Source organism: Haloglycomyces albus DSM 45210 (assembly GCF_000527155.1).
In the GTDB taxonomy this organism is placed as follows: Bacteria; Actinomycetota; Actinomycetes; order Mycobacteriales; family Micromonosporaceae; genus Haloglycomyces; species Haloglycomyces albus.
In genome coordinates, this window is the sequence record NZ_AZUQ01000001.1 from 3,334,241 (window position 1) to 3,354,865 (window position 20,625).

17 protein-coding genes and 1 tRNA gene are annotated in these 20,625 nt (G+C 60.6%); 9 read left to right on the forward strand and 9 right to left on the reverse strand.

Going from position 1 to position 20,625, the window contains the following annotated elements; genetic code table 11:
* Position 1 precedes the first annotated feature (1 nt).
* Complete coding sequence (locus HALAL_RS0115410) at positions 2-250, reverse strand: hypothetical protein (protein ID WP_025274857.1); 249 nt, start codon at positions 248-250, stop codon at positions 2-4.
* The gene (locus HALAL_RS0115415; protein ID WP_051463010.1) at positions 247-1,101 is read right to left on the reverse strand and encodes an alpha/beta fold hydrolase; all 855 of its coding nucleotides are present in this window, start codon (positions 1,099-1,101) and stop codon (positions 247-249) included. Before HALAL_RS0115415 ends, HALAL_RS0115410 begins: the two co-directional genes overlap by 4 nt.
* A 457-nt stretch (positions 1,102-1,558) precedes the next feature.
* On the opposite strand from HALAL_RS0115415, the gene HALAL_RS0115420 reads away from it, so the two are divergent.
* Positions 1,559-3,136: a class I adenylate-forming enzyme family protein gene (locus HALAL_RS0115420; RefSeq protein ID WP_025274859.1), complete on the forward strand. Its 1,578-nt coding sequence runs from the start codon at positions 1,559-1,561 to the stop codon at positions 3,134-3,136.
* Positions 3,137-3,226: 90 nt separating this feature from the next.
* Here HALAL_RS0115420 and HALAL_RS18960 read toward each other — a convergent pair whose 3' ends face one another.
* Positions 3,227-3,964, reverse strand: coding sequence for an aggregation-promoting factor C-terminal-like domain-containing protein (locus tag HALAL_RS18960; RefSeq protein WP_025274860.1), 738 nt, complete (start codon positions 3,962-3,964; stop codon positions 3,227-3,229).
* 424 nt (positions 3,965-4,388) lie between these two features.
* On the opposite strand from HALAL_RS18960, the gene HALAL_RS0115430 reads away from it, so the two are divergent.
* The 4 genes from HALAL_RS0115430 to fdhD all read left to right on the forward strand — a co-directional run bounded on the left by HALAL_RS0115430 (position 4,389) and on the right by fdhD (position 8,823).
* A complete protein-coding gene (locus HALAL_RS0115430) occupies positions 4,389-4,814 on the forward strand; it encodes a hypothetical protein (RefSeq protein ID WP_025274861.1) in 426 nt (141 codons plus the stop codon).
* Between the two features lie 62 nt (positions 4,815-4,876).
* The gene (gene mobA / locus HALAL_RS17865; RefSeq protein WP_025274862.1) at positions 4,877-5,572 is read left to right on the forward strand and encodes a molybdenum cofactor guanylyltransferase; all 696 of its coding nucleotides are present in this window, start codon (positions 4,877-4,879) and stop codon (positions 5,570-5,572) included.
* A gap of 147 nt (positions 5,573-5,719) precedes the next feature.
* Positions 5,720-8,005, forward strand: a complete 2,286-nt coding sequence (locus HALAL_RS0115440) for an FdhF/YdeP family oxidoreductase (protein ID WP_025274863.1) — start codon at positions 5,720-5,722, stop codon at positions 8,003-8,005.
* A gap of 2 nt (positions 8,006-8,007) precedes the next feature.
* Positions 8,008-8,823: a formate dehydrogenase accessory sulfurtransferase FdhD gene (gene fdhD, locus HALAL_RS0115445; protein WP_025274864.1), complete on the forward strand. Its 816-nt coding sequence runs from the start codon at positions 8,008-8,010 to the stop codon at positions 8,821-8,823.
* A gap of 20 nt (positions 8,824-8,843) precedes the next feature.
* Here fdhD and HALAL_RS0115450 read toward each other — a convergent pair whose 3' ends face one another.
* The gene (locus tag HALAL_RS0115450) at positions 8,844-9,569 is read right to left on the reverse strand and encodes a siderophore-interacting protein (protein ID WP_029768130.1); all 726 of its coding nucleotides are present in this window, start codon (positions 9,567-9,569) and stop codon (positions 8,844-8,846) included.
* A gap of 85 nt (positions 9,570-9,654) precedes the next feature.
* Here HALAL_RS0115450 and HALAL_RS0115455 point away from each other — a divergent pair, with 85 nt between their 5' ends.
* On the forward strand, positions 9,655-12,273 hold the full coding sequence (locus HALAL_RS0115455; RefSeq protein WP_084472043.1) for a GNAT family N-acetyltransferase: 2,619 nt from the start codon (positions 9,655-9,657) through the stop codon (positions 12,271-12,273).
* Between the two features lie 50 nt (positions 12,274-12,323).
* On the opposite strand, the gene HALAL_RS0115460 is transcribed toward HALAL_RS0115455, so the two are convergent.
* The 4 genes from HALAL_RS0115460 to HALAL_RS0115475 are packed head-to-tail and all read right to left on the reverse strand — an operon-like array spanning position 12,324 to position 17,302.
* Positions 12,324-14,093 (reverse strand): IucA/IucC family protein, encoded by a 1,770-nt coding sequence (locus HALAL_RS0115460; protein ID WP_025274868.1) that lies wholly within the window; start codon positions 14,091-14,093, stop codon positions 12,324-12,326.
* A gap of 2 nt (positions 14,094-14,095) precedes the next feature.
* On the reverse strand, positions 14,096-14,671 hold the full coding sequence (locus HALAL_RS0115465) for a GNAT family N-acetyltransferase (protein WP_025274869.1): 576 nt from the start codon (positions 14,669-14,671) through the stop codon (positions 14,096-14,098).
* Between the two features lie 4 nt (positions 14,672-14,675).
* Positions 14,676-15,950, reverse strand: a complete 1,275-nt coding sequence (locus HALAL_RS0115470; RefSeq protein WP_025274870.1) for a lysine N(6)-hydroxylase/L-ornithine N(5)-oxygenase family protein — start codon at positions 15,948-15,950, stop codon at positions 14,676-14,678.
* Positions 15,950-17,302 carry a pyridoxal-dependent decarboxylase gene (locus HALAL_RS0115475; protein ID WP_051463095.1) on the reverse strand — a complete coding sequence of 451 codons (1,353 nt, stop codon included), beginning with the start codon at positions 17,300-17,302 and terminating at the stop codon, positions 15,950-15,952. Before HALAL_RS0115475 ends, HALAL_RS0115470 begins: the two co-directional genes overlap by 1 nt.
* An 857-nt stretch (positions 17,303-18,159) precedes the next feature.
* Here HALAL_RS0115475 and HALAL_RS0115485 point away from each other — a divergent pair.
* From HALAL_RS0115485 to HALAL_RS0115495, 3 genes are all read left to right on the forward strand, one after another.
* A complete protein-coding gene (locus tag HALAL_RS0115485; protein WP_025274872.1) occupies positions 18,160-18,657 on the forward strand; it encodes a DUF6232 family protein in 498 nt (165 codons plus the stop codon).
* Entirely contained in the window at positions 18,632-19,006 is a 375-nt protein-coding gene (locus HALAL_RS17870; RefSeq protein WP_156937768.1) for a hypothetical protein, read from the forward strand. Before HALAL_RS0115485 ends, HALAL_RS17870 begins: the two co-directional genes overlap by 26 nt.
* A 217-nt stretch (positions 19,007-19,223) precedes the next feature.
* Positions 19,224-19,300: transfer RNA gene (locus tag HALAL_RS0115495), tRNA-Leu, on the forward strand.
* Between the two features lie 100 nt (positions 19,301-19,400).
* Here HALAL_RS0115495 and HALAL_RS0115500 read toward each other — a convergent pair.
* Positions 19,401-20,600 (reverse strand): low temperature requirement protein A, encoded by a 1,200-nt coding sequence (locus HALAL_RS0115500; protein WP_025274874.1) that lies wholly within the window; start codon positions 20,598-20,600, stop codon positions 19,401-19,403.
* Between the last annotated feature and the right edge of the window lie 25 nt (positions 20,601-20,625).

Consider the following 20,625-nt stretch of genomic DNA (forward strand, 5'->3'; position numbering starts at 1 on the left):
CCTACTGTCGCATCGCTGCGAGATAGTCGTCATTTGATCGTCCACTTTGCAGCCAATAACCCCAGGTCAACATGGTATTGACACCTTCATTGGCCAGTGTGCGCACTTCATAGCCCAGGATGGCTTGACGTTCGTCCTCGCTGAGTCGGTAACGCTTGAGAAACCTGTCGGGTTCGGTGGAGAACAGCTTGAGGTTGGCCCGATTGGTCGACAGGTCGTAGAGAACCTTTTCGAGGATGTCGCGGTTCATTCCACACCTCCCTTGACGGTGAGGAAGTCCCGGAGCGCCGCCATAAAGGCGTCACGTTTTTCAATCTGCACCCAGTGGCCGCAGCGCCCGAAAGCCACCAGTTGCGAATTGGGGAGTGACTCGAAGAGATCGAGGGCCCGCGCGAACGGCACGACACGGTCTTCACGTCCGTGCAGAATCAGTGCGGGTTGTTCGACCGATTCCAAGCGCTCCAGGGGGATACCCTTCACCATGGGGTTGGATTCAGTGGGCTGCGGCATCAGCCGCCGAAAGGCCTCCATGGCTCCGGGACGGGTCGCGGCCTCGAATCGTTTGTCGACCAAATCCGACGTGATCAGGGAGGCGTCATAGGGAAAGTAGCTGAGTGCCCGCTCCATGCTGTCGCGGCTTCCGTCGAATTCACCTTGGGCACGCAGACCGTCGGTCATGGGAAAGGTACCGCAGGGCGTACCCATCAGCACCAATCTCTCAATACGGTCCGGATGCGACATGGCCGTCGCCAAACCAAGCGCACCACCGAAGGAATTGCCTACAATCGACACCTTTTCCAGATTCAGAGCGTCCAGGATGCCGATGAGGTGCTTTACCCAGAGTTTGATGTTGTAACGAGCATCCGGTTTGAGTTCGCTGTGCCCGAATCCGGCGATGTCGGGGGCGATCACTCGGCAATGCTCGGACAGTTCATCGACGATTCCGGCCCAGTTCGACCAAGCCGATACCCCGGCCCCGGATCCGTGTAGCAGCACAACCGGATCACCGGTCCCCTTGTCGTGATAATTCGTTTCGTGTTCCGCCGCCACGAGGGTTTTACCAAGCGGCGCAATCGTTTCGGTCGACGATGCTGGCGTCATACCTCACCTTCCGTTCGCTGCAGATTGAACGTACCATACCGTTCGGTATGTCACAAGACTTAATACATCGGCATTCATTGTTTACATAGGGACGAGGATCAGTCAATATCAGTATGGGACAAGAGAAGAGATTTCTAGCGTTTTTCGAAATCAAGACCCTGTCGATACACGCCCACACCTCTCGTCACCACATCGCTCCGCCTAGGACATCAAGTTCGACCCTCGTGGCCGGCCGAGCGCAGTACCATTTGGTATTGACAGTAATGGAATTCACATCTAGCCTGAGCACAAAGCTGTTCCACGATTTCGGTAACGCGAACAATCGTCCTCCACGATGTGCCGCAACGCATCCGTCGCTCTCAACACTCGGCCGACGGCAGACGCGGCCGTCGCGGAGATCCACCCCGCGACGAACCGCGAGGTCGCTTTACCGACACTCCACATTTTGGGAGGGACAATGACGTTCAACCGACACCCCGAACCACACGGGATCGGAGAGTCGCGACCCGAGTTCTCCGATCTTCTCAGTATGTTCCGCCATGCCTGCGCGACGACCCCGGATACACCCGCACTGGTTCATCGCGACCGGACGTGGACCTATGCCGAGGAAGCGAGCGCCGTCTGGGCGCTGGCGCGTCGCCTCCACGCAGCCAGCGTCCACGGCCGCAATGTGGCTCTGATGATCGGCAACTCCCCCGAATACCACGTTGCGTTCTGGGCCATCCTGGCAGCGGGAGGAATTCCCTGCCTGTTCAACGTCAACTACCCGGCTCCCGCCCTACGACCGCTGTTCGACGACACCGACCCTCGCCTCGCTCTGGTAACCGCCGAATCGATGGAGGTGACCAAAGACGTCGCCGATACCGAACGCTGCGCGATCATTGATCTGAGTTCCCCTGAGTCAACCATTGACCGGCTCGTATCCGATTCCGTCGATGACGACGGCTACTGCCCCGGCGAGAGCGACCGCGCCCTCATCATGTTTTCCGGCGGCACGACGGGCGGTTCGAAGTCCATCCCCCACACTCATCGGGCGATGATGGATTCGGTGCGCCGGATGGAATGGGGGTGGCCCACCCCCGCGCGTGGCGACGTCTGGCTGCCCGTCGCGCCGTTCTTTCATATATACGGATTCCTGCACGGTGTGGCCAATCCCGTGTTCGGTAGAGCCTCGATCGTAGTGCCCGAACGCTTCCAGCCCGACCATGTGGTGGATTTGATGGGCAAACACCGAGTCACCGTCTTCGGTGGTGGACCGCCCGCCATTTACAACGCCCTTCTGTCCGCCGAGAACTTCGATTCCACCGACTTGAGTACTTTGCGCTCCTGTCCGGCAGGTGGGGCCCCGTTCCCGGTCGAACTGCTACGCCGCTGGAAAGAACGCAGTGGGATCGATATTTTCGAAGGCTACGGAATGACCGAAATCGCTCCCCTGACGGTCAATACCGCCACGTTTGGAGCCAAGGCCGGAACGGTCGGCACCGCCGCTCCCGATGTCGACGTCGAGATCACCGAAATCGGGCATCGTGACCGCGTTCTCGCTCCCGGACAGAAAGGCGAAATCCGAGTCAAGGGACCACACCTCTTCGCGGCGTACCTCAATCGCCCGGACGACACCGCCGCGGCGTTCACTGACGGCTACCTTTACACCGGCGATGTAGGACACCTGGACGAGGACGGTTTTCTCACCATAAGCGACCGTCTGAAGGACGTCATCTTCGTGAAAGGCTTCAACGTCTTCCCTCGGGAAGTGGAGGAGGTTCTGACGAACCATCCCGCCGTCGACGCGGTCGGGGTCGTCGGCATTCCACACGACCGGACCGACGAACAGGTGATCGCCTTTGTCACTCCCGGCGACGCGGAGCCGGACGTGGAACGGCTGCAGCAACACTGCGCGGAACACCTCGTCGCCTATAAACAACCGGCGCATATTCACCTCGTGGATCGACTTCCACTGACAGGTGCCCGCAAACTGGATCGTATGGCGTTGCGACGATCCGCCCTGGACCTACACTCCGAGTCCGCCTCGGTGTGACCTCCATACGACGTCGAGTGGGGGAGCAATCGCATGGATCGCTCCCCCCCCACTCAACTTTTTCTCTACCTATCTGCAGAGGTTAGCTCATTAGTACCAACCGGTGGCCTCCGAATGGGACCAGGCACCGCATGGAGTTCCGTAGCGTTCGGAAATGTAGTCCAAGCCCCAGGTAATCTGAGTGGCCGGGTTCGTTTGCCAATCGTCGCCGGCGGAGGCCATCTTGCTTCCCGGTAGCGCTTGTGGGATCCCGTATGCTCCGGAGCTGGGGTTGGTGGCCGATTCATTCCATTGCGACTCACGGTTCCAGAGGTTGACGAGGCATTCGACTTCGCCCATGCCCCAACCGCGTTCCAAGGTCAGGGTGCAGCCCATCGCCCGATTGCCGGAGTATGAGGAGCAGTCGCCCGAGATGGGAACAGATCCGTTGTCCGGTTCCGGCTCCGGCTCAGGTTCAGGCTCGGGTTTCGGCTCCGGTTCGGGTTCCGGATCCGGCTCTTCCTCTTCTTCCTCAGGCTCTGGCTCGGGTTCCGGCTCCGGTTCGATGATGGAGTCCATCTCATCGACCTCTTCCCAGCTATAGCTGGCGGCCATACCTTCAGCCACGATGTCCTGGGCCATCTTCTCCTCGTGGGAACGATCGTCGATGTCCCGAATCGCACCGGCCGTACCAACGGCACTGACGGTGGCGACGATCGTGGCCAAAGCGGTGGCGACGACACGATGCCGCAGTACGCCACCGACGGTGCCGAGAAATCCCCGGTGACTGTGTTTAGCATTGCCCGTCTGGTCTTCGGACGGGGAGGAACTACCCTTCGTCGTTTGCATTCGGGCAAGAATAATCAGAAAAATTCGCCCTACAACCTGCACAAACATCTCAGGAATCACTCAGAGAGCGTAGAGACTCCCCCGGGAGGGGGCTTTGGGCGAAAAATACGATAGTCGCGCTTTCCGCCCGTGTGCGACGATTGCCGCCCTCTACGCGAAGCGGTTGGGCCGAACGGATGACCGCCAACCGGACTCGCGCACGGAATTCCTTATTCGAAGGTTTTCGCGTCACACGTCATAGTCCGCCTCACCGCCCCTGCTGACTCCCCCGCCGCATCTGCCTCCGCGATCGGCAACGGCACTCTCCGCACGCTTCCGTCTACTAGAGGCAACTGCGATCACATCCGCAATATGGATGCGCAGATTGAGTATTGAGAACCTATACAATGAGTTTGATCAGTACACCCTCTGTTGGTAGTTGTATATGAATTCTTCCATTGACCCCACCGTGCAACAGGCACGGCATGAGCTCACCGTGGAGCTTGTCGATTTCTTCAGCGCCCACGGTTTCAATGCGTTCACAATGGAGAGTGCGACTGGAGAGCCCGGCGTGGAGGTACACACCTATCGCGGGCCGTCGGACGACGTCAAAGCCTACGTTGCGTGGTATCCAGGGCATGCCGCCATCGACAGGCAGGCAGCCGAGATCAGGTCCGGTCGCTTCGGCCCGAGCGCACAGACGGACGTTGAGCTCTCGTCCGCGAACCAGACGGCCGCACTGGCTCAGGCTCTGACGGCGGCCGGTTACCTCGTCGTCTCGGTGGCTTTCGACGGTTCCGACCTCACCCTGGTGGTCCGGCCCGGCACCAAGCACCGCTTGCGCCAACGAACGTCCTCTCCCGGTGAATAACGTGTGTTTGCCTCACGCACCATCGAACGAACGGCGGACGAGGCTGTATTCAATATGCGGAATTGCGGACCGTAGCCCCGCCGGATATCATCCGTGACACCACGCCCGCGAATCCGATGCGGCGGACACCGCACATCAACCAAGGACCGCATGTCATGACCGACCACGGGCCCGCTCCCGAAAACGTCGCCGTACTTGTCTGTATCGGCGGCCGCTCACGACGCATGAACGGCGTTTCGAAGCCCGACCTCCGTATCGGCACCGAAACGATTCTGGAGCGTCTCGTCCACGCGACTTCGGGAGCCGCCCAACATCTCGCCGTGGGCCATCGCGATACCGCGCTGCCACCCCTACCGGAGACGGTCTCGCACTTCGTAGAACGCCCACCGTACAGCGGACCCGCCTTCGCGCTCGCTCAAGCGGCGATGACGGTGCCCCGGCACCAACCCTGGATCGCCTTGTTGGCAGGCGATCTGCCCTATTTCGACTCAGCGGCCTTTACGGCGTTGCGGTGCGCCGCACGACCTGATCGAGTCACCGCGTTTACGGATGAAACCGGAAGACCCCAATGGTTGACGGCACTCTGGCCGCGTTCCCTCTTGGTCGACCAAGCGGAAACGGTCGAACCCAACGGTCCCATGCGCTCCCTCTACCAGGAGGTCGAAATTCAGTCGCTCACCTGGAACGAATCACCCCGCCCCTGGCAGGACTGCGACACCTTCGCCGAACTTCACCGGGCCAGACGAATTCTCGCTTGAGGCCGTTTCACAGACGGACCGGCGGCCGTCACCTCCCACCAAGATTCGTACCGGAATACCGCATGCTCACCCGTACCGAACGGCCGGGTGTATTAGGCTGGCACGTGGGTCCAACCGCCGAAATGCCGAGTGGACAGGAGCGCGGACATGACAAAAGGTTCCCGAGCCAAACGTCTGAAGATCTCATCGCCGGAAGACGACGCCGTAGGGATTCCAGCGGTCGTCAACAGTATCTGGTCGGCCCAAAAACAGATGGGTCCGCGTCGGTGGTTCCCCATCCTCAAAGCGCTGAACAAAGACGGCGGAATCGACTGCCCCAGCTGTGCCTGGCCCGACCCCGAGCGGCGACGGCCGGCGGAATTCTGCGAAAACGGCGCCAAAGCCATCGCGGAGGAGGCGACCGCGCGCGGCATCGGTGCCGATTTCTTTGCTCGACATTCGGTAGAGGAACTGTCCCAGCGAAGTGGCTACTGGCTGGGACAGCAAGGCCGCCTCACCGAACCGCTCTACCTCGACGCCGACGCCACCCATTACCGCCCCATCTCCTGGGAGGAGGCGTACGCGCTCGTCGCCGACGAACTCGACAACCTCGACAGTCCCGATCAAGCGGTCTTCTATACCTCCGGACGCACCGGAAACGAAGCGGCCTTCCTCTACCAGCTCTTCGCTCGTAAACTCGGCACCAACAACCTCCCCGACTGTTCGAACATGTGCCACGAGTCGACGTCATCGGCGTTGTCGGAAACCATCGGCATCGGCAAGGGCTCCGTGCTGTTCGACGACTTCCACCACACCGACCTCATCGTGGTCGTCGGCCAGAACCCCGGTACGAACCACCCGCGAATGCTGACGACTCTCGAAGAGGCCAAACGTCAGGGCGCCCGGATCGTATCGATCAATCCGCTGCCCGAGACAGGATTGGAAAGGTACCACGATCCACAGTCGATTCGAGGTCTGGTCGGTCCCGGAACCCAACTGTCCGACCTCCACCTACCGATTCGAGTCGGTGGAGATCTGGCGCTCTTCAGCGCTCTCAACCGATCTCTCATTGAGGCCGAAGCAGTCGACGGTGATTTCATCGAGACGTACACCGACGGATACCACGACTACTCCGAGGCGTTGCTGTCCACTCCCGCAGAGGAATTCTGGGAGAAGATCGACGACTACACCGGCCTGGCACGATACGAGATCGATCAACTACTGTCTCTCATCCAGCGTTCCCGTTCGGTCATCGTATGTTGGGCCATGGGCCTCACCCAGCACGAACACTCCGTCCCCACCCTGCGGGAAGTGGTCAACCATCTACTGCTGCGCGGCAATATCGGCAAGCCCGGATCCGGACTGTGTCCCGTACGCGGGCACTCCAACGTGCAAGGGGACCGAACCATGGGCATTTGGGAGCGCCCACCACGTGCGTTCCTGGACGCGCTCGCCCGCGAGTTCGATTTCGAACCTCCGCGGGAGGACGGTCTGGATACCGTCAACGCGATTCGGGCCATGCGTGCGGGAGAGGTCCGTTTCTTCATGGCCATGGGCGGCAACTTCGTCTCCGCCGGCCCCGACACCGAAGTGACCGAAGCGGCCATGCGCAACTGTGAGTTGAGCGTCCAGGTATCGACGAAGCTGAACCGTTCGCACGTGGTGACCGGGCGTCGGGCACTGATCCTTCCCGCTCTGGGTCGTACCGACCGCGATCACCAAGCCGGTGGGGAGCAATTCGTTACCGTGGAGGATTCCTTCAGCAAGGTGCACACGTCGCAAGGCAAGGTGGCGCCGATCGGTCGGACGATGAAAAGCGAACCCGCCATCGTCTGCGACCTGGCCGAGGCGGTGTTCGGTGCGGACGACTCCATAGAATGGAGTGATTTGAAAGCCGACTACGACCGCATTCGCGACCACATATCCCGGATCGTCCCCGGGTTTGAGGATTTCAACCGCAGAGTACGTGAACCCAATGGTTTCACCCTTCCCCACCCGCCGCGTGACAGTCGTACGTTCCCCACCGACACCGGCCGGGCCAACCTCACGTCCAATCGCCTGCGAGCACCCTCGGTCAAACCGGACGAGTTGATCCTGCAGACCTTGCGCTCGCACGATCAGTTCAATACCACGATTTACGGCTTGAACGACCGATACCGGGGTGTACATCATGGACGTCAGGTGGTGTTCGTCAATCCCGTCGACGCCACAAGGCGGAGTCTTGAGGACGGAGCCACGGTGGATTTGATATCGATTGATGCCGATGGAAAGGAACGAAGAGCGTCACGTTTTCGCCTGGTTCATTACCCTACGGCGAAGGGGTGCGCGGCGGCGTATTACCCGGAGACCAACGTCCTGGTGTCGCTGGATTCGGTGGCCGAGCAGTCCAATACGCCCGCGTCGAAATCAGTTCCGATTCGTCTGGAACGCAGTTCCGTCGTGGCGCGGAGCTAGGTATGGGCCGTCGTGTCACCCGCCGCCGGATTACCGCCGTACGCGATGATCGTCCCCGCTCAACTCTGGATTCGGTGATCGTGGAGGAGCCGTTGGAAATTCGTATCTCCCAGGCGTCCTATACGACCACGATGCGCACCCCGGGAGACGATTTCGACTTCACCTGTGGGCATCTGTACACCGAAGGGGTCATCGTGCGGGCCGACGACCTCGTCTCCGTCGGATACTGCCGTCGCAACGGGGCGGACGTTTACAACATTGTGGACGTCCGGTTGGCCGATCACATCACGGCGCCGTGTGCCCGGGACCATCCGGTCACCAGTGCCTGCGGCGTGTGTGGATCGACGTCGATTGCCGACATCATGGATCGGATACCTCGACAAAACGTAGGCACTGAGCGTATCTCTCGGCGGCAACTCGTCGACATGCATCGGAGGATGCGCCCCGCGCAAAAGCTGTTCGATCGAACCGGCGGCAATCACGCCGCCGCACTCTTCGACGACGCCGGAGAACCGGCGGTCGTTCGGGAGGACATCGGGCGTCATAACGCCGTCGACAAGGTCATCGGTTGGGCGTGGCGGGAAGGTCGCCTTCCGCTGCGCGGTGACAGTCTGGCCGTCACCAGTCGGGCCTCGTTCGACATCGTCCAGAAGGCCGCCATGGCCGGGATCGGTCTCCTGTCGGTCGTCTCTGCTCCCTCGTCGCTCGCGGTGGATCTCGCGGCGCAGGCGGGGATGACCTTGGTGGCGTTCAATCGTGGTGACCGTTTCAATGTCTACACTCACCCGGAACGCATCGACGGGCTACTGGATCCATAGGTTTAGGCGGAGGGGTCGTTTCAACGCGAGCGCCAATAGCCGAGGGCGTGTACTCGGTTTTTGGGGAGTCCCAGTTCCTTGCGGGCGAATGATGCCAGCGTACGGGTGACGGCGGCTTCACAGGCGATCCAGACGTAGGCTCGTTCCGGTTCCATGATCGCGTCGGGAAGCACGGCTCTAACCTCGTCGGTGAGTGCCTGCCCTTGGTTTTTTCGTGGAACCCAGTGAATCTCATGGTGGTCGGCGACGGTTGCGAGGGGTATGTCGGTATCGGATTCGTGGCCGGTTTCCAACCAGACGGTTGCGGGCAATTCGGAGTGGTGGCGAAGCAGCGAGTTGATCGCCGGGATCGAGGCGGGGTCACCGATAAGGTAGAGGTGCTCAGGTGCCGGATCGGGGCCGGTAAAGCCGGTTCCCTGCACCGTTGCCTCGATGGTGTCACCGGGCTGTGCGGTTCGGGCCCAATTGGCGGCGCAGCCGTCGTGCAGTGCGAAATCGAGGCTGAAGGTTCCCTTCTGAGGGTTCGGGTTCACGACGGTGTAGGCGCGTTGATGTGGTTTCCCGCCGTTGTCGAACCACAGACGTATCCACATTGTCGGGTGCGGATCGATCTGCTGGAGCAGGCCGCCGTCATCGCAGTGTACGCGACGATAATGGTCGGTTATTTGTTCGGCATCGGTAACGGTCACGGTGAAGTCCTTGCTCCCCATGAGTTTCAGTACGAACCCCTCGACTCCACGTCCCACGTATTACGTCCTTCCCACGGTTTGCTCACACCGCGATGCGCCTCGTTCATATGTTCCATAAGTTAGGTTAGACTATCCTTATCTAATGGAAAGGACGGGGATGGCGTTCACTCTGTATCGGGACGACTGGGGAGTTCCTCACCTCTGGAGCGACGATCCGATCGAGCTGTCCCTTGCTCAAGGTTGGGAGGCCGCAGCCGACAGAGGAATACAGATCGAGTCGGAACGACGACGCGCAGAAGGACGTTCCGCCGCGGTTCGGGGACGAACCGACCTCGATTGGGATCGCTTCGCCCGACAGGCTCGCATCGACGATACCGGTTACCGCGCCTACCAATGCCTTGACCGGGATACCGCTACCTGGGTACACGCCTATACCGAAGGTATCAATCTCTACCTCGCCACTCACGACACCGGTGTCGCAGCCTGGAATCCCTGGACCCCATTGTCCATTTGGCTGTCTCACCACATCCTTTTCGGTTCGGGATTTCCCGCAAAGCTCTGGCGCGACCGAGTGGCCACCGTCCTCGGCGAGGAGGCCGTTGACCTCTTCGCCACCGACGGCCCGAATTCCGCCGGAAGCAATGGATGGTTGATCCCGGGGCACCGAACCGCCCATGGTCACCCCATTCTCGCCGGGGATCCCCACCGCATCATCGAACGCCCCGGTCTCTATCAACAAATTCGCTTGGCCTGTCCCGACTTCGACGTGCTCGGCTTCGCCGTACCGGGAGTCCCGGGAATTCCCCACTTCGGGCATACCGGAACAGCGGCCTGGGGAATCACCAATGCCATGGCCGACAGTCAGGACCTCTTCTGGGAACAACTGCGATTTCACCACGATGGTCACGTGACCGCACTCGGCCCAGACGGGGACGAACCCGTGCACGTGCATCAGGAGACGATCAAGGTCTCTGACGGCACGAGCGAGACGGTCACGGTCATGGAAACGGAACGCGGGCCCGTTATCGCCGGCAATAACGACACTGGATGGTTGAGCCTGCGATGTCCCAGTCGGTCGGAAAAAGATCTAGGTTTCGCCGCTCTACCGGAACTTTTGCGGGCCAATACCATTGCTGATATCGACAACGCCGTCGACCACTGGGTCTTGCCGGTCAACGTCGTCATGGCCGCCGACGCCCGTGGCGGACACCTGCATCGCGTCGCCGGTCGCGTCCCGTCTCGCGATCGCGCCGACGCGATCCGACCCCGTTCGGCCCGGAATCGCCGTTACCGGTGGCCGGACGGAATGGCCAAGCTGCCGCGTCACAACATTACCGACATGGCCGTCATGGCAAACGACAGTGATCTGGTGGGGCACTTGGGGATCGAATTCGCCCCACCGCACCGAGCGAACCGCATTCGGACGTTGCTCAACACGGCGGAGAAATGGACGTCAGACGATATGGAACGGGTATTCACCGACACGCTGTTGCCGTCCGCCGAGCCCCTCGTACGCGCGGTTTCGCGCCAGAACTCGTTGACCCCCGCCGCGTCTCGCCTACAACACCGCTTGTCCCAGTGGGATCGGCGTATGGAGGCCGGAAGCATGGAGGCGACCTGGTTTGCCCGGCTGCGCTCGCAGGTGGTCGCCGCCATCGCCGATGTGCCGAATTTTTCGGCCCTGGCGGACGATCCGAACACGTCGGGGGTATTTCAAGCGTGGCTGAGTCTACGTCCACGCATCGCCTTCACGCTCGAATATCTCCTTTCGCGGGACAACCTTCTCCTAGCCCACGACCAGGTGGAGGCGATCGTCGCTGACGCTTTGGAACGGACCGCTGCTGAAAACGAAACGGTTCCTCCGTGGGGATCAGTGCATACCGTATCGGTCTGGCAGAGCGAGATGGGTCGAGAGGACCGCCTCGAGATCGGCGGCGATCACGACTGTGTGCTCTCCACGACCAGCGTTCCGGGAGTGACCGATGGCTGCGTGCGTGGACCTGCCGCTCGGTGGGTTTGGGACCTGTCGTCGCGAGACCGCAGTCGCTGGATCGTCCCGTTCGGGGCGTCCGGCGTCGTGGGCAACCCGCATGAAAGCGACCAACTTCCCCTATGGCAACAGGGATGTCTTATTCGTGTCGTCACCGATTGGCAAGAGCTACACAAGGAGTTCACTATGACCGAAACTCAGACCCTGACAATGCGACGAGCCACGTTCACCCACCGAATTCCAGATTTCGGAACAGTGCGACTCGTTGAAGTGAACCCGGACGCCGATATCGATCTCATCCATCGATGGGTTCATGAGCCGCGTGCCCGCTTCTGGGGCATGAACGACCTCGATAAGGAACAAGTCCGAGACATCTATCGGTACTTGGATTCCCTGTCGACCCATCATGTTTACCTCGTCGTGCGGGGTGATTCGCCGGTGGCCCTATTTCAGACCTACCAGCCGGACGCCGATCCCGTCGGCGAGTGTTACGACGTGCAGCCCGGCGACATCGGCGCGCATCTCCTCGTTTCCCCGATAAGCGACGGCACTCTCGTTGCCGACTTCACCGCACAGCTCATGCGCGTCTTTGCGAAGTTCCTCTTTGCCGATCCCACGCGCCAGCGTGTCGTGGTGGAACCGGACGCTCGAAACGACAAGGCCCTTAAACGTCTCCGCAGAGCCGGTTTCGCCCTTGGCCCAGAGGTCGACCTGCCGGACAAACGCGCACGTCTGGCCTTTTTGGATCGTCGTACCGCCGAATCGCTGTAACGAAATCGGCCCCCGGCACACTCACCTCGCCATGCGCCGGGGCCGCTCGTTCACTCGGAATGTTCGGCTGCCAAGGGATTGTCGAGATCCCCCGCATAGACCAAACTGTCGGATTGATTCTCCAAGTCAACCAGAGACGTGTTGTCCCGCAACTGCAAGCGGTTCAGACATGACAGCCGGAAAGTGTCTGCTCGCAGGTCCCATCGCGCGAACCTGTTGTTCAATTCCGGATGCCGCCGCTGATAGCGCTCCAGTACATCCGCGACGACCTCCCAGAAGGCACTCCACGGCAGGATCCCGTCGTCGTCCATGATGCCCGCGAGGAATCGTAGGAAACAGTCCACTACGTCGGTCAGGATGGACAGCGGAAACTCCGCATCGGATACCTGCTCGGTGACCCGTTCCAAATCCTCGGGAACGGTGGTGATCCCGTTCAGGAACGTAATCTCCTCCCCGATGTCCTTGAGAAACACCCGTCGTACCCGGCCGTTCCGCAACACCAGGATCACGTTCTCTCCATGCGGCATGAAAGCCAAGCCGTATTTGTACAGACAGTGCACCAACGGGGTCAGATAGGCCTCCGTATATTCGCGCAACCACTGCCGTGCGGAGATACCGGAACGTCTCACCAACTCCGACACCAGTGGACGACCCTGTTCGTCGAGATGGAGCAGACTCGCCATTGTGGCGGGCTGCTCATCGTCGTCAAGGTACGGAATGGGGCTTTCCCGCCACAGCGCCGCCAAGAACTTCCGATAGGGGGAGCCCTTCGGCGCGCAAGCGGTGTAAATCGGGTGCCAGTACCCTCCAGCGGAGTGTTCCCGCAGCACGCGCACCCCGGATTCCTGCAGCGTCGGATCGGTGTGGACGATGTCGGCGACGAATCGATTGATCCGCGGCGTCAGCTCCATGTAATCGGTCGACAGGCCCCGCATGAACCCCATGTTGAGCACCGACATGGCGGTCTTGACATACGGTTGACTTGGATCGGTCCGGTTGAAGAACGTCCGAATCGACTGCTGCGCCTGATAAGAACAACTCCCTTGACCGAGATGCACAATGCGACCGGTGGCGATCTCGGCGGCGAAGGCGATGGCGATCTTATTGCGCCACTGCCACGGGTGAACGGGAATCAGATGGACGTCGTCGACGGTCAAGTGCAGGCCGTCCAAACGTTCGCAGATCCAGTCCCAGTCCGGGCCGGTCACCTCCTTCGCCATTGTGGTCGTATCGCCCTCCGTACTCACGAAGAGCGACTCGTCACGGCGCAAAGCCACCCACTCCAGACGCACCGAGGCGGCCGTCTCCGGCGCATAGGCGGCGTAATCGTCGATACTCATTCCCAGGCGCCCCGATCCGGCGACGAAACAGGGATGGCCGGCAGTCATTGCCGCCTCAATCGTCTGGAAATCCCCTTCGGCCAGTTCGGAGGCACTCGGTTGGCCGTGTGCGCGTTGCCAGACGGCCCGATTGAGGGTGGACGCCAGTTCTTCGAGGTACACCGGTAGGACGACATCGTTCAGGCCGAGCGCCTCTCGCAGATCCACAATGAATTCGGCCGCACTCAATTCGCATTCGTCGCCGTCCTCCCGATCGCGGCATTCAAGACTCGCTCCGTCGACGATCCAGTGGTCGAGAGGGAGCCTACGCGCCTGGAACGTCCATCGGTACCGGCGGCCGACGACCACATAGGTGTCGCCGGAGAGCTCGGGGTGCAGCAGGCGTTCATGGGAAAACTCGCCGATCGCTTTGGCCAGCAAACGACGTGTTTCGGCCTCCCAATACTCGGGCCGCAGATGATCGATCGTGGTGCGTTCCATCGTTATCCCCGTTCCTTCGCTTCGGAGGCTTGAAAGTTGGCCTTGGTGCAGAAACTCAACAGAGCCACCTTGTCGTTCAATCGCAGCTCGGTGTCCGGCTTGAATCCGACCCAGGAGTTCAGGCGGTGAATGGCGGTGTTGTCCACATCGGGCTCCACCACGACTCGTCGTGCGCCCTGAGCGTCGAAGAGGTACTCCATGGTGACGCGCATTACCGCGCGGGTGAATCCCTGCAGGCGTTGCCGGGTCGGGGCGGTGAGGACGTGCATTCCAATGTCGCCCTCCCTATGCTCGTATCGCCCCGACAGTTCGCTTTGGCTCGGCTCGTACACTTCGATGAAGAAGCGTGGTGCTCCCCGGTGCAGGCCCATCAGCGCCTCTGCGTAAGGATCCGAGCGCATGGACTCGTATTCATGACGGACGCTTTCCGCCGTAGCGTTCTGGGCCATCCAATATTTGCTCTTGGGATCTCGTAGCCAACTACTCAACAGCTCGGCGTCCGCCACCGGGTCGATCGGCCGCAGGGCCATCTCCCCAAGCTGCGGATCAACGCTTTCGTAAACGCTCGTATTCGTCACAGTGTCACTCCCCGACTCCGAATTCTTGAAAGGCAATGCGTTCTTCCACCGGATAGACTTCCTTTCCGGTGAGAGTACGAATGAGATGAGAATTGCGATAGGCACCCATACCCAAATCAGGCGTGACGAAACCGTGGGTCGCCAACTCCCCGTTCTGCACGAAGATCGTCCCCGCATCGTCGACCGCGTAATCTCTTCGTGCGTTCCACCGACCCTGTCCGTCCAAACGCAGTCGGTCTCGTACCGGTTCGAGGAAGCCGGGAATCTCGTTGCGGTATCCGGTGGCCATCACGACCTTGTCCGTGGTGAGTGAGAACGGTTCATCCTGCTCCACCTGCCGCAGTCGAAGACGAATTCGATCGCCTTCGGTCGCCAACTCCTCCAGCTCGGTATTCGTCCACAATCGCGTCGGTGCCCCGCCGTGATCGTGTTTCAATTGATACAAGCGGTCATAGATCGCATTGATCAGATCGGCGTCAATCCCCTTATAGAGGTTGCGTTGGTCGCGATTGAGGCGATCGCGCTCGCTCCCGGGAAGGTCGTAGAAGTAATCGACGTACTCCGGGCTGGTGAACTCCAGGGTCAATTTGGTGTATTCCATGGGGAAGAAACGGGGCGACCGCGTCACCCAGTTGACCTCATAACCTCCGTCGATCGCGCCGTCGAGGAGGTCCGCATAGATCTCCGCGGCGCTCTGCCCCGATCCCACGACCGTGATCGAATCGGATTGCTTCAGCTCCGCGCTTCGGTTCACGTATTCGCTTGAGTGCACACACCGCTCGGGCTCTCCGCGCAGCGCGGAGGGGATATACGGCCTGGGGCCGGTGCCCACGATCAGTTTCGGTGCTCGGTAGGTCTCCGTCCCTTCCGGCGTTGCGGCGGTGACAAGGTAGTGTCCCGTACCCTCATCCCATACCACGGAGTCGACTTCGCGGCGGAACCGCACGTTGTCGAGTCGCTCGGCTACCCACCGCAGGTAGCTTTGATATTCGCTGCGCAGGGGGAAAAAGGACTCCCGAATGTAGAACGGGTACAGGCGGCCAACGTTCTTCAAATAGTTGAGGAACGAGTACGGGCTCGTGGGGTCGGCCATGGTCACCAGGTCGGCCATGAACGGAACCTGCATGGTGGTGCCGGGAATCAACATCCCGGGATGCCAGTCCACAGTAGACTTACGCTCCAGGAATATCCCATCCAAACCGTCGACGGGCCGGCTCAAGCAGGCAAGACCGAGATTGAACGGTCCGATGCCCACGGCAATGAAATCGTAATCGTGCATTATCGCGGTCCTTGATAGACGTTGGTGACGAGCCGATCGAGGACGCCCATGACATCGTCGACCCGAGTCAATGGATTCAAGAGGGTGAGCTTGAGAACCTGTTTACCCTGATATGTTGTGGCGGCTACCGCTCCGCTTCCATCGGCGGCGAGCTCGCGTCGAACCCGGCGTTGTGTTTCGTCGTCTCCCGGAACACGGAAAACGAGGGTGGACAGTTCGGAAGCGGGAGTGACCGTCTCCAACGTGGGGTGCGCTTCCACTCGTGTCCAGACCTCATCGGCCAGGTCGCAGACGTCGTCGAACAAACGCCCGATGGCGTCGGCTCCCATGGTCCGCAGGGTCAACCAGAGTTTGAGAGCGTCGAAGCGACGAGTCGTCTGCAGGGATTTATCCACCAGATTCGGTTCGGCACTGGATTCGGGGTTCAAGTAGTCGGCATAGTAGGTCACATGCCCTAGTTGGCGCCCCTCCTTCACCAGCAGCGCCGAGGAACTCACCGGTTGGAAGAACGATTTGTGGAAGTCCACGGTCACCGAATCGGCCCGCTCGATGCCGCCGATACTGTGACGTCGTTGGGGAGACACCAACAAGCCGCATCCGTAAGCGGCGTCGACATGGAAATGACCCGCGTAGGCTTCGGCCAATTCGGCTACCTCGTACAGGGGATCGATGGAGCCGAAATCAGTGGTTCCGGCCGTGGCGATGACGGCCATCGGTATTTTTCCCTCATCAGTGGCCTCTACCAGGCATTCCTTTAGGGCAGTGGGATCCATGCGTTGCCGCTCATCGCTGGAGACGGCGACGACCGCGTCAGCGCCGAGTCCGAGTATGCGGGCGGCCTTGACGAGGGAGAAGTGGCTCAATTCCGAGGTGAAAATCCGGAAATCTCCGATCCTTGCCATCCCCCACCGTCGTTGTGCCTCTTCCCGTGCGAGGAACAGAGCCTGGAGGTTTGACTGGGTTCCCCCGCTGGTGAAAACCCCGTCGGACCTACTGTCGTAGCCGATCCTGCCACAGGTCCAATCAATGACCCGCTGTTCTATGTGGGTCGCGCCGGCGCTCTGGTCCCAGGTGTCGACGGACGTATTGATCGCGGCATTGAACGCCTCGGCGGCGACCGCGGGAATGACAACCGGGCAATTGAGGTGTGCCAGGTATTTCGGGTCGTGAAACCATACGGCGTCGTTGAGATAAACGTCGTGCAACTCTTCCAGTGCCGCAGCGACGTCGTCCAGAGGGCGATCGAGATCGATCGCCTCGTGAACCTGAGAGACCTGCTCGGGAGTGCGGCCGGTTCCCGGTTGTCGTACCTGCGTGAATCGACGGGCTATGTCATTGACGACGGTGTGCATCAGGGTGCGGTAGCTCGCCGCAGTCGAATTGGTGAGTATCTGATCCCGCGCCCTCCCGCCTGGATGGTCGGTCACCACCGAGTCCGCGCGCTCTGAACTGGCGAGCTTGGTCCATGCCATTGGGATTTTCCTTTCTGGCACAATAGAAGCAAAGTGCGTTAGGCTAACCTAACTACCTACAGCATTAGGTTAGGCTAACCTTAACCCCGCTCGAGTGCAAGCCCCCTCGACAATGTGACATGCAGCGAACTCTATTTCTTCCGTCACTCCCGCAGGTTCAGAGCGAACTCGGTTCCCCACCAACCCGATTCGGATTCGTCACCCGTCGCGGGGCAGCAAGGAATGACACCCGCCGTTCGCCTTTAGGGTCGATCCCTGGTCATTTGACCGCCTCACTTCCGAGGCGAGGTTTCCCGAAACATTGTTCCTACGAACTCTGTCCGTGGCCCTACGGCCTCACCCGTCACCCCTGACCACAGTGTCGTAAAGATGACAGTTGAAGTCGATGTCGGCCACACCCCACCACACTCGACCATTGTCGTGCGTCTCGCCCTCCGCATCCGCCGCCGCCCGACCGTTGAATGAATCCGGTCCGCTACGCACGAACCAGCTGGTCAACACCGGTCACCCGGAACCCGTCGCCACGATGCCGGTTGACAACACAACGTGACTCCACAACGATGTAATCCTGCCCCGGAATCGAAATCCCGGCCCATCTCAACTTCATCACCCCAATAGCATATGTTTTTACTTGAATTGCGTTATTACGATGGAAACCAACCCCTACTCGCCAACGCCGAGGATTGAACCGCAACGATCGTCACTACGGACACTCGTGCCACGTCCAAGGAGGAGCAGTGCCGCTGAACCAGTCGCCCGTGACCGTCAAAATCGAGGACGGCAGCCTGAAAATCTATAGCGAGCTGTACCCGCTTGGGCAAATTGCCCGTGTGGGCAAGCGCCGTTTGGAGGCCAACGACGATCGATTCTCAAACGCCGGGGGCATCGGCGCCGTCGGACTCATCCTCAGCGCGATATTCTACTTCTGTGGAAACGGTGGTATCGCTTTCCTTCTGCTGGCGGCCACTATTACACTGTTCGTGCTGGTGATTGTCAAAACAGAGGTTCCCCCACCCGTTTACGGTCTGGTGCTCAGCACCTCCGGAGGTGAGCATGCGGCTGTGTGGAGCACGAACCAGGCAGAAATCGACACACTTATTCAGGAAATCTCGCAGGCGATCAACGATCCCGATAGACCACAAATGGTTACCAACGTCTTCAATGCCGTCGACAGGGGCGACATCAACCAAATCTACGGTGACGTCTCTGGTGGAAACATACGGATGGGCCGGTAATCTCATGGGAAACCGTTTTCATGTCCAGAACAACGTACAATCGGGAAACGTCAACAGCGTCGTCGGCGACGTTTCCGGTGGCAACGTCAATGTGGGAGGCACCGGTTCTCAATCGGCGTCCGCTGCCATCGACGAACTGCGCCAAGCGATCGAAGCGCTGAAGCCGCATCTCGACGGTCCCGATCAACGGGAACTGGACGAATCCATGCGGCACATCGACCCGTCACGCGACGAAACCGAACTCCGTCCGCCACTCCGGAAGATCGCAGGGTTGGCCGCACTTGTCGAAAAAGGCGGTGCGCCGGTTATACAGGCGGTCCGCGCAGTCCAGAACGCGCTTGCAGGATGATCACGCACGGATCCAAGGGCGAATCGTCGTGGACACGCCGGACCGCTCGAAAATGGTTGGCCGTATCGGCACAGCGCAGGAGCTCCGTGAGTGACGGCCCACAGCGAATCGGGACCTCGGTCATATGATTCGGAGACCCGCTGTCAACGTCACGCACGACTAAGGTAGTATTTCTAAGGACTCAGCGAAAGTCAGACGCGCTGCGCGCGTACCGTTCGCCCTGGTATTCCAATTGGCAGAGAAGACGGCCTCAAAATCCGTACAGTGTGGGTTCGAGTCCCACCCAGGGCACCATTCGTCGACACTCTCGCACCACGATCCCGCATTCAGCGATCTCACCGACACGTCGTGTTGTTTCCATTCGTGCGGTCGGCCCAGCCGACCCGACCGACGGTTACCGCTGTCGACCGAGTCCTGTCGCGTCCGTAGCCGGACCCGAGTCTAAGGCGGTCGTCGTCCGACGCCCATAGGCCGTCATCGCGGCCAACGTCGTGGTCACGGCCAGAACCAAGAGACTCAGCACCATGATCGGCAGATCGGGTATCAACAACCCCGCGGCTCCGATGGCGACGAGAACGCCCATGGCGATGAAACGCGAGCGCGCCAACCGCCCGAATCGCGAGCGCAGGAACAGTACGTTGCCGACCAGGTAGATCAAGGGCCCGGCCACTGTCACCAGGACGATTGCCGCAGTGAGATGGTCGTGGGAGAGCCGCAGTTCCGTGGAGACGGCGACGAGTATCGCTCCGAGAACCATGAAGGCGTGGGCGTAGGCGTAAGCGTCGCGCAACGCCGCGGTCGATCCCGCGCCACCTTGCGTGTCGGGGCCGGCGAGAGCGAAGTAGTTCCACCACAGCACGAACAGTCCGGCGAAACCGACGACCACGCTCAGGGCGAGTGGCAGGTCGAATATCCCGGTGCTGGCGATGACGCCGCCCATGAGGAGGATCGACTCGCCCAGCGCGATGATGAAGACGAGTCGGTTGCGTTCGGCGAGGTGTTCGGCATCGGTGTCCCAGCTGTCGAGTGGGGCGCTGCCGATCCCCGGGACACGGAATTCGACTTTGGGTGCCACATAGTCCACGAGTACCGCGATCGCCCAGACAAGCAGGCGCGCCTCGGGCTCCAGGAAGGCCCCCACGATCCAGAAGACTCCCGCGGCGAGGGTCCAGAGCAGGAGCATCTTATAGTTGGCGGCGAGCTGCTGCCCTCGGTAGGCGACCATCATGAAGACGGGTCGAAGAACGCCCATGAACAGGTAGGCGCTGACGAACAGCCACGCTCCGTCTCCGAACGCTTGGGGAATCGCGCTCGCCATTCCCAGCGCCGACAGCATCAGTACCCCGGTCAGGAGTTGTACTGCCGTCCGGGAGGGATCGAGCCAGTTCATGGCCCAGGCGGTGTAGTTCCATCCCCACCAGACGGCGGCGAAGATGATGACCGTCTGCGCCGCGCCCATCCAGGATAGGTGTTCGAGCAGCAGGTGGGACAGCTGAATGATGGAGAAGACGTAGACCAGGTCGAAGAAGAGTTCGATCGGACCTACCGTGGAGCGGTTACGGCTGGTGCGCGACAGTGTGGGTGTCGAACTCATCGGGTACCTTCTCTCCATTATCGAT

Excerpts from the sequence above, each read along its gene's own strand:
- HALAL_RS0115410 (WP_025274857.1), bottom strand. The coding sequence starts at position 250 with ATGAACCGCGACATCCTCGAAAAGGTTCTCTACGACCTGTCGACCAAT.
- HALAL_RS0115415 (WP_051463010.1), bottom strand. The coding sequence starts at position 1,101 with ATGACGCCAGCATCGTCGACCGAAACGATTGCGCCGCTTGGTAAAACC.
- HALAL_RS0115420 (WP_025274859.1), top strand. The coding sequence starts at position 1,559 with ATGACGTTCAACCGACACCCCGAACCACACGGGATCGGAGAGTCGCGA.
- HALAL_RS18960 (WP_025274860.1), bottom strand. The coding sequence starts at position 3,964 with ATGCAAACGACGAAGGGTAGTTCCTCCCCGTCCGAAGACCAGACGGGC.
- HALAL_RS0115430 (WP_025274861.1), top strand. The coding sequence starts at position 4,389 with ATGAATTCTTCCATTGACCCCACCGTGCAACAGGCACGGCATGAGCTC.
- HALAL_RS0115440 (WP_025274863.1), top strand. The coding sequence starts at position 5,720 with ATGACAAAAGGTTCCCGAGCCAAACGTCTGAAGATCTCATCGCCGGAA.
- fdhD (WP_025274864.1), top strand. The coding sequence starts at position 8,008 with ATGGGCCGTCGTGTCACCCGCCGCCGGATTACCGCCGTACGCGATGAT.
- HALAL_RS0115455 (WP_084472043.1), top strand. The coding sequence starts at position 9,655 with ATGGAAAGGACGGGGATGGCGTTCACTCTGTATCGGGACGACTGGGGA.
- HALAL_RS0115460 (WP_025274868.1), bottom strand. The coding sequence starts at position 14,093 with ATGGAACGCACCACGATCGATCATCTGCGGCCCGAGTATTGGGAGGCC.
- HALAL_RS0115470 (WP_025274870.1), bottom strand. The coding sequence starts at position 15,950 with ATGCACGATTACGATTTCATTGCCGTGGGCATCGGACCGTTCAATCTC.
- HALAL_RS0115475 (WP_051463095.1), bottom strand. The coding sequence starts at position 17,302 with ATGCACACCGTCGTCAATGACATAGCCCGTCGATTCACGCAGGTACGA.
- HALAL_RS0115500 (WP_025274874.1), bottom strand. The coding sequence starts at position 20,600 with ATGAGTTCGACACCCACACTGTCGCGCACCAGCCGTAACCGCTCCACG.